Here is a 12,469-nt window from a genome sequence, read left to right as displayed (position 1 = left end):
GCCGATGGATCCCGACCCTGCCGGGCGCAACGCGCCCCTGCCTGCCTGTTTCCGCCCGTACCGGGCGCCTGGCGGCCGGTCCCTGCCTGCGTGAGTGCGGGGGGCCGCCAGGCGCACCTGCCTGGAGAGTGCCCCCATGTCCTGCAAGACCCTCTACATCACCCTGCGCCGCCTGATGGGTACGCGCGATGTCACCGCCCTGCGCAGCCAGCTGTGGGTGCATGGCCCAGTGCTGTTTGCGCGTTCGCTGGCGCTGGGCTCGCCACGCGTGGTGGCCGACGTCCTTTCGTTGCTGCCGATCAGCGAGCGCATCAGCGTCCTGCGCCATCTGCCCTACCCCCTCCGCGACGCGATGAAGCCGCTGTGCATCGGCGGCAGCCAGCGCCTTCGCATGCAGCCCTGGTCGCCTGACGTACTGGCCCTGCGCTCCGCCTGAACGGCGACGCGACGCCCTGCCCCCTGCGTGCCGGTCCTGCGCCGGCCCCATCAAGGAGTTCCCCATGAGCCTGCTCAATGCCTGGTTCAACGCTTTCCTGCGCAGCCGGCGCGCCGGCAACCTGTTCCGGCGCCGGGCGATGCCCGAAGCCGGCTTCGGTCCCGGCAACAGCGGGAGCGTACCGTTCAACCTCACCGCCGGACTGGTCACCTTGGCGCAGCTCGATGAAGCGCACCTGCTGAGCAGGCTGGACTCGCACGCCGATGGCCTGGGCCAGCACCAGGCGGACGAACGGCTGGCCGCCCTCGGCCCGAACGAAGTCGATCACGAAAAGCCACTGCCGTGGTGGCGCCACCTGTGGCAGTGCTACCGCAATCCGTTCAACCTGCTGTTGACCGTGCTGGCAGCGGTCTCCTGGCTGACGGAGGATGCGAAGGCCACGGTGGTGATCGGCGCGATGGTGCTGTTGTCCACCCTGATCCGCTTCGTCCAGGAAGGGCGTTCCAACCGCGCCGCTGAACGGCTGAAGGCACTGGTGGGGAACACGGCGCGTGTACTGCGGCGCACCCCTGGAACGGAAGCGGCAGACCTGGCCGATCAGTACTTCGGTGCGCACCTGCACAGCCGGCGGCCCTCACGGCTGCTGGACCTGCCGATCCGCGAGCTGGTACCCGGCGATCACCTCGTGCTCTCGGCCGGCGACATGATTCCGGCCGACTGCCGGGTGCTGTCGGCCAAGGATCTGTTCGTGGCCCAGGCGGCCATGACCGGGGAATCACTGCCGGTGGAGAAGTTCGCCCATCCGGGCGATGCGCAGGCCGGCCTGCTCGATCAGCACAACCTGCTGTTCATGGGTACCAACGTGGTCTCCGGCACGGCCACCGCAGTGGTACTGGCTACCGGCAACCGCACCTATTTCGGCACTCTGGCCGAGCGCAGCATCGCCAGCGACCGTGCGCCCACGGCCTTCCAGGCCGGGGTCAACAGTGTCAGCTGGCTGCTGATCCGCTTCGCCCTGGTGATGGTGCCGTTCGTGCTGCTGGTCAATGGCTGGACCAAGGGTGACTGGACCGAAGCCTTCCTGTTTGCCCTGTCGGTGGCGGTCGGCCTGACCCCGGAAATGCTGCCGATGATCGTCACCTCCACCCTGGCCAAGGGGGCGGTGCTGCTGTCGCGCCGCAAGGTGATCGTCAAGCGCCTGGACGCCATCCAGAACTTCGGTGCGATGGACGTGCTGTGCACGGACAAGACCGGCACGCTTACCCAGGACCGGATCGCCCTGGAACGGCATACCGACGTGTTCGGCCGTGACTCGGAAGACGTGCTGAAGTTCGCCTATCTCAACAGCCACTTCCAGACCGGCCTGATCAATCTGCTGGACCGCGCCGTGCTGGAGCACGTGGAACTGCAGAGCTCGCTGCGCCTGAGCCAGGACTACCGGAAGGTGGACGAGATACCGTTCGACTTCGAGCGCCGCCGCATGTCGGTCGTGGTATCCGAATGCGGGAATCACCATGAGCTGATCTGCAAGGGCGCGGTCGAGGAGATGCTCGCGGTGTGCTCCACCGTGCGCGAGAACGGCCACGACATGCCACTGGACGAACGGCGGCTGGCGCGGGTCCGGCAGACCACCGAGGAACTGAACGAACAGGGCCTGCGGGTGGTGGCGGTGGCGATGAAGGAAACCAGCGCGCAGCAGGCGACCTACACCCAGTCCGACGAATGTGGACTGACCCTGATCGGCTACGTGGCCTTTCTTGATCCGCCCAAGGAATCGGCTGCACAGGCACTGCAGGCACTGGCGATGCATGGCGTCGAGGTCAAGGTGTTCACCGGCGACAACGAACTGGTCACCGCCCGTGTCTGTGCCCAGGTCGGACTCGACGCGGACACGATCCTGACCGGCCCGCAGATCGAACGCATGGGCGATGAAGCGCTGGCACACGCCCTGCAGCACCACCGCGTGTTTGCCCGCCTGACGCCGCTGCACAAGGAACGACTGGTACGCCAGCTGCGCGCGCAGAGCAAGGTGGTCGGCTTTCTCGGCGACGGCATCAATGATGCGCCCGCGCTGCGCGCCGCCGACATCGGCATCAGCGTCGACAGCGCCGTGGACATCGCCAAGGAAGCGGCCGACATCATCCTGCTGGAAAAGAACCTGATGGTGCTGGAGGAAGGCGTGATCCAGGGCCGGCGCACCTTCTGCAACATGCTCAAGTACATCCGCATGACCGCCAGCTCCAACTTCGGCAACGTGTTCTCGGTGCTGGTAGCGTCCGCCTTCCTGCCGTTCCTGCCGATGCTGCCGCTGCAGCTGCTGGTGCAGAACCTGCTGTACGACGTTTCGCAGATCGCCATTCCGTTCGACAACGTGGACGAGGAACTGGTGCGGCAGCCGCTGAAATGGAACCCGACGGACATCGGCCGCTTCATGGTGTTCTTCGGACCGATCAGCTCGGTCTTCGACCTCAGCTGCTTCGCCCTGATGTGGTATGTGTTCGACGCTCGCACACCCGCCGACCAGGGCCTGTTCCAGTCAGGCTGGTTCGTCGTCGGCCTGCTGACCCAGACCCTGATCGTGCACATGATCCGCACGCCGAAGCTGCCGTTCCTGCAGAGCATCGCCGCGCCACCGCTGCTGCTGATGACGGGACTGATCATGGCCCTGGGCGTGATCCTGCCGATGAGCCCGCTGGCCGCCTACTTCAGGCTGCAGGCCCTGCCGGCAGGGTACTGGCCGTTCCTGGTGGCGATCCTGTTCGGCTATGCCGCACTGACCACTGCACTGAAGAAGCTCTACATCCGTCGCTACGGCTGGCAGTAGGCGTTGCCGGCCGTGCCTGGGGAGATCCCGATGTCCGCCATCAACCTGAACCTGCCCGCGTTCAACGCCGGCGCCACGCTCGGCTCGCTGCTGAGCCTGTCCACCGCCTTCGTCCTCGGTGCCGCCATCGGCCTGGAGCGCCAGCTGCGCCAACGTACCGCAGGGCTGCGCACCAACACGCTGGTGGCCGTCGGCGCAGCGGTGTTCGTCGACCTGGCTGTCCGTTTCCACGACCTGTACGGCGGGCCGCCGTCGCCGCTGCACGTGGTCGCCTACGTGATCTCCGGTGTCGGCTTCCTGGGCGCGGGCGCGATCATGAAGGAGGGCGCGCAGGTCTCGGGCCTGAACACCGCCGCCACCCTGTGGGGCTCGGCGGCAGTGGGGGCCTGTGCCGGCATCAAGCTGTTGCCGGAGGCGGTGATGGCCACGCTGTTCGTGCTCGCCGCCAACACGCTGCTGCGGCCGGTGGTCAACCGCATCCAGCGGCAGCCCTTGCCGGAGACGTTCAGCGAAGCCGTCTATGCCATCAATGTCGTCTGCCAGCGCGAACAGCAGGCCGAGGTACTGGATCGCCTGCTGCTGTTGCTGGAACAGGCCCAGTACCCCGTGCGCGCGGTGGACCACCATCCCTTCGGCGAGCGCGATGTGGAGATCGAAGCGGTGCTGTATGCCACCACCGCCGACGGCGACGAGCTGGATGCGGTCCTGGCGGCGTTATCCACCACGCCCGGCGTCCTGCAGGGGTTCTGGAATGCCAGCCTGGAGGAGTGACGCGAGATCATCGCGCGCACGTGCAGCGCGGCAGCCGCTGCCGTCCAGGTGCACACGCCCAGCCACGGGAGGCAGAACCAGCTTTGCTATCCTTTCCATCCCGCCAGGGAGCTGTCCCGATGCCTTCGCTGTCGTCCCGCCGTCCACTGGTGCTGCTGGCCTTGATCGTCTCCGTAGTGGCGATCTTCCTGCTCGACACGTTGACCGACTACGCGGTGGCAGCCGCCTGCTTCTATGCGGCGGTGATCCTGGCAGCCTCGCGGGTGCTTTCGCCGCGCGGATTGCTGGCCCTGGCCGTGGCCTGTGTCGCCCTGACCGGCCTGAGCTTCGTGCTGACGCGTTTCGGCACCTACCGCATCGGTCTGGTCAATTCGGTGATCGGCATGCTGGTGATCGCCATCACCACCTGGCTGGCGCTGAAAATGGAAGCCGCCAAGGCCGCCGTGCAGGAGGCGCAGGCACGCCTGCTGCGGGTCGCCCGCGCGTCCACCGTTGGTGAGCTGACCACGTCCATCGCGCACGAGGTGAACCAGCCGCTGGCGGCCATTGCCAGCAGCGCCGACGCCTGCCAGCGCTGGCTGGCGCAGGAACCGCCGAATGTTGACAAGGCACGGCAGGCGCTGTCACGCATCCTCGCCGACGCGCATCGTGCCGGCGATGTGATCGCCCGAATCCGCGGACTGACCCGGGGTGCGGCACCCCAGCGCGACACCTTCGACCTGAATCAGGCCGTGGAGGAAATGCTTGCGCTCTCGCGCAGCGAACTCGACCAGCATGGGGTGACCGTGGCCCTGCTGCTGGAGCCGGATCTGCCGCCGGTGCAGGCCGACCGCGTGCAGGTGCAGCAGGTGATCGGCAACCTGATTCTCAATGCCGTCGATGCGATGGAAGGCGTGGCGGTGGCCGAACGCCGGCTGTCGCTGCTGAGCCGGCGCGACGGGCAACGGATCACCCTGAGCGTGCGCGACCGTGGCATCGGCCTGCCGGCGGAACAGCCGGAGCGCGTGTTCGAGGCATTCTGGACCACGAAGTCGAGCGGCCTCGGCCTGGGCCTGAGCTTGAGCCGCTCCATGATCGAGGCCAATGACGGCCACATCCGCGCGGAACGGGTTGCCGGCGGTGGCGCCTGCTTCGTGTTCGACCTGCCTGTTGCCAACGGGGACCGCCATGCGTAGACCCGCTGCACCGGCCGTCGAGCCGGCGCCCATCGTGTACGTGATCGACGATGATCCCTCGGTGCGCGCGGCGCTGGAGGATCTGCTGGCCTCGATGGGCCTGCAGGTACGGGGCTTCGCGTCCACCCAGGCGTTCCTCGAACAACCTCTGCTGGATGCGCCCGCCTGCCTGGTGCTGGATGTGCGCATGCCGGGCCAGAGCGGCCTGGAATTCCACCGCGGCATGCGCCAGCGTGGCCTGCACCTGCCGGTGGTGTTCATCACCGGCCACGGTGACATCGCGATGGGTGTCAACGCGATCAAGGACGGTGCGATCGAGTTCCTGACCAAGCCCTTCCGCGACCAGGAACTGCTGGATGCGATCCACAAGGGCATCGGCATCGATCGCCACCGCCGCCGCGAAGGCGACGAACTGGGCGCCCTCCAGCAGCGCTGGGAGTCGCTGTCGGCCGGCGAGCGCGACGTGGTGGATGGCGTGGTCCGGGGCCGGCTCAACAAGCAGATCGCTGCGGACCTGGGCGTCAGCGAGATCACGGTGAAGGTGCGCCGCGCCCAGGTGATGCGCAAGATGGGCGCGCGCACGCTGGTCGACCTGGTCCGCCTGTACGACCGGCTGCGGGCCGGGCTGGACTAGCCTTATGGGAGCCATGAAATCTATGCGGAACGCGGCCGACGAGGCCCATGCTAGTTTCTGCGCCTCCTCCCAGCGAACCTTCACGATGCGCTCTTTCCTGCCTGCCCTCGTCCTTGCCGTGGCGGTCCCGCCGCTACATGCAGCAGAGCCGCCCCTGCCCCAGCTGCGGGCCTACACGGTGGATGCTTCATGGCTGCAGCCGATGAGGCCGCTGCAGATCGCCGACCATACCTGGCAGATCGGCACCGAAAACCTGACCGCACTGCTGGTACAGACCGACGACGGCGCGGTGCTGATCGATGGCGGCATGCCGCAGATGGCCGATCACCTGCTGGCCAACCTGCAGCAGCGCGGCGTCGCACCGCAGCAGCTGCGCTGGATCCTGCTCAGCCATGCCCATGCCGACCACGCCGGTGCGGTAGCCGAACTCAAGCGCCGCACCGGCGCGCAGATCGCCAGCAACGCCGAAACGGCCGTCCTGCTGGCGCGCGGGGGCAGCAACGATCTGCACTTCGGCGATGACATCACTTTCCCTCCGGCCAATGCCGACCGCATCCTGATGGACGGCGAGGTCGTGTCGCTGGGCGGAATGCACTTCACCGCGCATTTCATGCCGGGTCACACACCGGGCAGCACCGCCTGGACCTGGAACGACACCCGCGATGGCAGGCCGGTACGCATCGCCTATGCGGACAGCCTCAGTGCGCCGGGCTATCGGTTGCAGGGCAATCCCCGCTATCCGCACCTGGTCGAGGACTATCGCCGCAGCTTCGCGACCGTGCGCCGCCTGCCCTGCGACGTGCTGTTGACCCCGCATCCTGGCGCCAGCGGCTGGGACTATGCCGCAGGCGCCAAGGCCAGTGCTGCAGCGATGCGCTGCAGCGCCTACGCGGATTCAGCCGAGCGCAGTTTCGAGGCACAGCTGGCCAGGGAACGCGACAACGCGCACTGAAGCCGTGGCGGCCTGTGAGCCGCCACAGCAGCAGCGACCCTCAGCCGCCCTGGCCGTGGTGGGCGAACGGCTCGGCGCTGCCGTCACCGCGCACCAGTTCCACCGTGTACGGCTGCACATAACCGTCGGGCATCTCCATGCCGGGCGAACCGGCCGGCATGCCCGGCAGCACCAGTCCACGCGCCGCAGGACGCTCCTTCAGCAGCCGCTTGATGTCCTCGGCCGGAACGTGCCCCTCCACCACATAGCCGTCGATCTCGGCGGTATGGCAGGACCCCTTGCCGACCGGCACACCCAGGCGCTGCTTGATCGGGTTCATGTCATCGGTATCCCGTACGTCCACCGCGAAGCCCGCGGCCTGCAGGTGTTCGATCCAGACGCCACAGCAACCGCAGCTGGCGGTCTTGTGGACGATGGCGGTCGGCAGCTGCGCATCGGGGACGGAGGCGGCATCGGCCGCTGCGTGGGCATGGCCCGGCGCCGCGGCCACCTCTTCGGCTGCACGGGCGCAGCCGGCGCCGGACAGAATGCTGGCCAGCAGCAGGCCGAGAGAGAGAGAACGGTTCATCGTGTTGGTTCCTTTGTGCATGCGGGCGGAACGCCCGCGACCCACGCATCGAAGGCGCGGGAAAATCGGGAATGGGACAGGCAGGACAACAGGCGGCTGGCGCCTGCAGGCCATCACACGATGGGAGGTCGCAACGCGTCGGTCAGGGGCGGCGGCACAGGCCGTCGTGCAAGGGCAGCGCGGGCGCCTCACGCCAGGGTGTGACCGCCACGGCGGAAGAGGTCGCAGGCACGCCGGTACACGCGGGAGGGCACGGACACTCACTGGCTGCGCAGTCGCCCGATGATCGATCGCCGCAGCATCCGGCCCGATCCACGGCCGTCTCATGCGACGCGGCGCAGTACTCCGTGTCGCCCTGTCCACCGTCGCCCGATGCAGCCCGCGCCAGCCCCGGTGCGGTCAGCACCAGGGCAACGAGCAACAGCCAGCGCAGCAGGAGAGCAGCAGCATTCATCGCAGGCATCATAGCCGATGGGCGTGGCAGGCTGGGCCGCCGCCCGACCCTATGCGGTGTCCGCGCTGCCTGTGTCTGCCCGCATGCGTACCGGAATCGACTTCGCCGCAGGCGTGCCGCTGAGGCGATCGTAGTAGTCCAGCGGCAGCAGCGCATTCAACTCAGGGTAGTAGCCCGCCAGCGCGCCCCGTGGCATGGGGTAGTCGAGCACGGTCAGCCCGTCGATGCGACGCCGCACGCCATCTGCGCTGAGCGTCTCCAGGCTGACCCGCGCCTCCTTCTCCAGACCGCGTGCCAGCCGGTCTTCGATGTTCATGAACACCACCCTGCGATCGTTGTATACGCCGCGATAGCGGTCGTTGTAGCTGTAGATGGTGGTGTTGAACTGGTCATGCGAACGCACCGTGGCCAGTCGCAGCATGTCCGGATCGTGCACCGGGTCGTCCACATCCAGGCCCGGCATCACCAGGATGTTGGCCTTGCCGTTGGCGGTGGGCCACACCCGGCGGCGCGGTGCAATGTCCAGATGGAAGCCGTGCGGCTGCCGGATGCGCTCATTGAAGCCTGCATAGATCTGCGGGTACACGGCAGCGATCAGGTCACGGATCCGCGCATAGTCATGCCTGCAACCTGCCCAGTCGACCCTGCTGTCCGGCAGCGTCGCCATCGCCATGCGACAGACGATCTCGACCTCCGGCAGCAGCTGGTCGCTGGCCGGCTCAAGAACACCGCGCGAAGCGGTCACGTTCGACATCGCATCCTCGATCGTCACGAACTGCTCGCCTGCGGGCGTGACGATACGTTCCGAGCGCGCCACTACCGGCAGGATCAGCGCATCGCGGCCATGCACCAGGTGCCCGCGGTTGAGCTTGGTGGCGATACCCACCGTCAGCTGCAGGCTGCGCATGGCTTCGTAGGCCCGGGGCGTGTCCGGCACGGCATGGATGAAATTGCCGCCCAGCCCGATGAACACTCTGGCGCTGCCGTCGAGCATCGCCTCGATCGACTCGACCACATGGTGCCCGTGCTCCCGCGGCGGATTGAAACCGAACACCTCCTGCAGGCGATCCAGATACGCTGCCGCCGGCTTCTCGTCGATGCCGACGGTACGATCGCCCTGCACGTTGGAATGACCCCGGATCGGGCCGATCCCCGCCCCCGGCTTGCCGAAGTTGCCGCGCAGCATCAGCAGATTGGCGACCTGCTGCAGCAGCCGCGAGCCATACTGGTGCTGGGTCAGGCCCATGCCATAGCAGATCACCGTGGCATTGGAGCGGATGTAGATCTCGGCGCAGCGCCGGATCTGCGCCTCCGAGATGCCGGAGACCCTGACGATGTCGTCCCAGTCCTGCGCCATCACGTCCGCGCGCAAGGCGTCCAGGCCGACCGTATGTTCATCCAGGAACCGATGGTCGAGCACGCGCTGGCCCTGTGCCTCTCGCTCGAACATCACCTTCATCATGCCTTTGATCAGCGCCAGATCACCGCCGATGCGGATATGCACGAATTCGCTGCTGATCTCGGTGGAGCCGAAGGTCGCCATCTGCACCACATCCTGCGGCTCGGCAAACCGGATCAGGGCGCGCTCGGGCATCGGGTTGACCGCCACGATCGGCACGCCGCGCCTGCGCGCCTCGACCAGGTTGCCCATCATCCGCGGCGAATTGGTGCCGGTGTTCTGGCCGATCACGAAGATCGCCTCGGCGTGCTCGAAATCCTCCAGGACGATGGTGCCCTTGCCCACACCGATGGAAGGTGGCAGGCCACGGCTGGTCGGCTCGTGGCACATGTTCGAACAATCGGGGAAGTTGTTGGTGCCGAACTCGCGTACGAAGATCGAATACAGGAACGCCGCCTCGTTCGGCGTGCGGCCCGACGTGTAGAACTCGGCCTGATGCGGGCTGTCCAGTGACCGCAGGTGACGGCCGATGAGTGCGAACGCCTCGTCCCAGCTGCATGGCACATAGTGGTCGGTGGCTGCGTCGTAACGCATCGGCTCGGTCAGCCGCCCCTGCATTTCCAGCCAGTAGTCGGTCCGCTCCATCAGCTCGCTGACGGTATAACGCGCGAACAGCTCGCGATCCGCCCGGAACCGGGTCGCCTCCCAGGCCAGTGCCTTGGCCCCGTTCTCGCAGAACTCCAGTTTCCTGCGCTCGTCGGCATCGGGGAAGGCGCAGCTGGGACATTTGAAGCCAGCGGGCTGGTTCATCGCCAGCAGTGCCCTGGAGCCGTCGCCGATCACGCTCTGCTGCAGCAGAACCCGGGCGGTGGCGCCGGCCGCACCCCAGCCGCCTGCGGGCTGGTTGTAGGGCTTGTAACGGGGTGGCTTCTGCTCGGACATGTTCGAAGACCTGGCGCCAGGAGACGAGACTGCGAAGGGCACGACAGACAGAGTCAAGCACGCCCGGGACCACTTCGCCAGAGCCGCCCCGCATCTCCCAGCGCGCCCTCTTCGGCGCGCCGGTGGCTGCTGCATCGCCACGGACGCACTGCGCTATCCTCCGGGGGGTGGGCGAACGGCCCATGACACGCTCACTCTGTCCGGACACTCTGCATGGCTGACTCGCCCCCGCCGCCCTCTCCGCCTGCCGGCACCGCGCAGCGCACGTTGCAGCGCTGGCGTGAGGGCGGGCTGCAGGTGCAGGCGCAGGCCGACGTGGTCGCCGAAGAGGTGCCGGTAGCGCTGCACTACAACGGCACCGTGTTCGCGGTGATGATGGCCACGCCCTGTGACCTGGAGGACTTTGCGCTCGGTTTCTCGCTCAGCGAGGGCTTGATCACCACGCCGACGCAGCTGCTCTCGATCGATGTGGCGCCGCAGCTGGAAGGCATCGAACTGCGGATGACGGTTGCCGCCGAGGCACCGGGCGCCGGTCTGGATCCGGCCGATGGCCGCCTGCTGCCCGGCCGTGGCGGCTGCGGCCTGTGCGGAACACGGCAGCTCGAGGATGTGCTGCGGCCCCTGCCCCCGGTACGCGAACGACGGACCTACGCGCCGGCGGCCCTGCAGCGGGCACTGGCCACGCTGTCGCAGCACCAGCCGATGAATGCGGCCAGCGGCTCCACCCACGCGGCCGCCTGGGCCGACGCCAACGGGCGCATCGGCTGGGTGCGCGAGGACGTGGGCCGCCACAATGCACTGGACAAGCTAATCGGCGCCCTGCATCACAACGAGCACGCCATCGACGGTGGACTGCTGCTGATTTCCAGCCGGGCCAGCTACGAGATGGTCAGCAAAGCAGTGCGCGCCGGTGCCAGCGTACTGGCCGCCGTGTCCGCGCCAACGGCGTTGGCGATCGATCTGGCGCGCAGCGCAGGGCTGTGCCTGGTCGGCTTCGCCCGCGGCAGTGGATTCAATGTGTACACCCATCCAGAGCGGTTGCGGCCGGAAGACATGCCAACGGCATGAACGCGGCCATGGCGGGACCCGCCATCGTCAGTGGGCAACCCCCATCATCGGCCGGGTGACAACAGGCCCGCAATGCGCTCGGCCACCTGGGCGCGCACCGCGTCGTCCAGCTGTCCTTCGTACATGGCCTCGTAGATCCACAGCCCATCGGCCGCCAACCGTGCCACGAAATTGTCCAGCGCCGCAGGATCAACCACGCCGGCCGGCGGCGGCGATGGCGCCCAGCGCTGCACGGCCGGGCTCCATGGCCGCTCACCGGCCTCCGGGTCCACCGATTCGAGCATGAACATCAGCTCGGCGCGCGTCGCGCTCTGCGCCGACACGCGGACGAAGGTCTGATAGCGCTCGAGCGCCGTGGCCTCGCTGGCACGCTTGCCGAGCAGCGCTTCCATCGACGCCTCCCAGTTGTGCACCAGGTGCTCGTCGATGCCGCGCAGCAGTGCCTCGCGCGACGGGAAGTGATACAGCAGGCCGCCGCGCGTGAGGCCGGCTTCTGCCGCCACCGACTCGAAGGTCACCGCGCGCACGCCGTCTCGATTGATCACGTTGACGGCGGCATCGAGGATGCGCTGGCGCTTGCTGGTTCTCATCCCACTACTTTACGCGATCGGCCGCTCCCTCGCGGCTCCCCGCCCGCCCCCGCAGCAGGCGCGCGATCAGCGCTGCACCCACGGCCAACACCGCGGTGATGACCAGCAGTACGATCTGGTAGCTGCGGTCATAGGCGGCGGTGGCGCCGGCGAACCACTCGCCCGGGCCGGCTTCGCGGGCGACCTGCTGCGCCTGGGCGAATCCTTCCCGCGCCAGTGCCGGAACATCCGCCGATACCGGCAGGAAGGCGCCGTACATCGCTGCGCCCAGGCTGCCCAGCATCGCCACCGCCAGCAGGCCGCCGAATTCGTAGGAGACCTCCTCCACGGAGGACGCCATGCCCGCACGGTGCGCAGGCACGTTGTTGAGGATGGCGGTGGATGCGACCGAGATTGCCGAGCCCATGCCGAACCCGGTGATCGCCATGCCGGCGACGACCCAGCCCAGTCCGTGCGGAAAACCGAACGCGACCACGCCCACTCCCAGTGCCCCCGCGGCCAGTCCGCCGCAGATCAGCGGACGCAGGCCGACGCGGTGCAGGATGCTGCCGCCGAGCAGCGCGCTGGGCCGGCTGCCCCGCCCCCCCCCCCCAACCACCCGGCCCCCCAGCAAAGGCGTGAAAACCGCGCCCAACGGGAAACCCAGGGTGGTGCGC

The 12,469-nt window shown here is 67.8% G+C and carries 11 protein-coding genes; 7 read left to right on the top strand and 4 right to left on the bottom strand.

Annotated elements, in window-relative coordinates:
* Window positions 1-136: 136 nt before the first annotated feature.
* The 6 genes from ACVOME_RS03060 to blaL1 all read left to right on the top strand — a co-directional run bounded on the left by ACVOME_RS03060 (window position 137) and on the right by blaL1 (window position 6,792).
* Window positions 137-436: a hypothetical protein gene (locus ACVOME_RS03060; RefSeq protein WP_065182320.1), complete on the top strand. Its 300-nt coding sequence runs from the start codon at window positions 137-139 to the stop codon at window positions 434-436.
* A gap of 64 nt (window positions 437-500) precedes the next feature.
* The gene (mgtA, locus tag ACVOME_RS03055) at window positions 501-3,260 is read left to right on the top strand and encodes a magnesium-translocating P-type ATPase (protein ID WP_481504713.1); all 2,760 of its coding nucleotides are present in this window, start codon (window positions 501-503) and stop codon (window positions 3,258-3,260) included.
* 30 nt (window positions 3,261-3,290) lie between these two features.
* The gene (locus ACVOME_RS03050) at window positions 3,291-4,031 is read left to right on the top strand and encodes an MgtC/SapB family protein (protein WP_065176105.1); all 741 of its coding nucleotides are present in this window, start codon (window positions 3,291-3,293) and stop codon (window positions 4,029-4,031) included.
* Between the two features lie 119 nt (window positions 4,032-4,150).
* Window positions 4,151-5,206, top strand: coding sequence for a sensor histidine kinase (locus tag ACVOME_RS03045; RefSeq protein WP_481504712.1), 1,056 nt, complete (start codon window positions 4,151-4,153; stop codon window positions 5,204-5,206).
* Window positions 5,199-5,840 (top strand): response regulator transcription factor, encoded by a 642-nt coding sequence (locus ACVOME_RS03040; protein WP_481504711.1) that lies wholly within the window; start codon window positions 5,199-5,201, stop codon window positions 5,838-5,840. Before ACVOME_RS03045 ends, ACVOME_RS03040 begins: the two co-directional genes overlap by 8 nt.
* Before the next feature lie 85 nt (window positions 5,841-5,925).
* On the top strand, window positions 5,926-6,792 hold the full coding sequence (gene blaL1 / locus ACVOME_RS03035) for a L1 family subclass B3 metallo-beta-lactamase (RefSeq protein WP_481504710.1): 867 nt from the start codon (window positions 5,926-5,928) through the stop codon (window positions 6,790-6,792).
* Between the two features lie 40 nt (window positions 6,793-6,832).
* Here blaL1 and ACVOME_RS03030 read toward each other — a convergent pair whose 3' ends face one another.
* A complete protein-coding gene (locus ACVOME_RS03030; protein WP_481504709.1) occupies window positions 6,833-7,360 on the bottom strand; it encodes a DUF411 domain-containing protein in 528 nt (175 codons plus the stop codon).
* Window positions 7,361-7,863: 503 nt separating this feature from the next.
* Window positions 7,864-10,155, bottom strand: a complete 2,292-nt coding sequence (locus ACVOME_RS03025; RefSeq protein WP_481504708.1) for an FdhF/YdeP family oxidoreductase — start codon at window positions 10,153-10,155, stop codon at window positions 7,864-7,866.
* A gap of 213 nt (window positions 10,156-10,368) precedes the next feature.
* Here ACVOME_RS03025 and fdhD point away from each other — a divergent pair, with 213 nt between their 5' ends.
* Window positions 10,369-11,223: a formate dehydrogenase accessory sulfurtransferase FdhD gene (gene fdhD, locus ACVOME_RS03020; RefSeq protein ID WP_065182327.1), complete on the top strand. Its 855-nt coding sequence runs from the start codon at window positions 10,369-10,371 to the stop codon at window positions 11,221-11,223.
* Window positions 11,224-11,267: 44 nt separating this feature from the next.
* Here the strand turns inward: fdhD and ACVOME_RS03015 are convergent, their stop codons facing one another.
* Both ACVOME_RS03015 and ACVOME_RS03010 read right to left on the bottom strand, forming a co-directional pair.
* Window positions 11,268-11,813 (bottom strand): TetR/AcrR family transcriptional regulator, encoded by a 546-nt coding sequence (locus ACVOME_RS03015; RefSeq protein WP_065182328.1) that lies wholly within the window; start codon window positions 11,811-11,813, stop codon window positions 11,268-11,270.
* A 4-nt stretch (window positions 11,814-11,817) separates the two neighbouring features.
* Window positions 11,818-12,469: MFS transporter (locus tag ACVOME_RS03010; protein WP_481504707.1), on the bottom strand; the 652-nt coding region annotated here is incomplete at its 5' end.

This window comes from Stenotrophomonas sp. STEN008 (assembly GCF_056760435.1).
The sequence above is the reverse complement of the archived record's forward strand: the minus strand, read 5'-3'. Positions and strand labels throughout refer to the sequence as shown.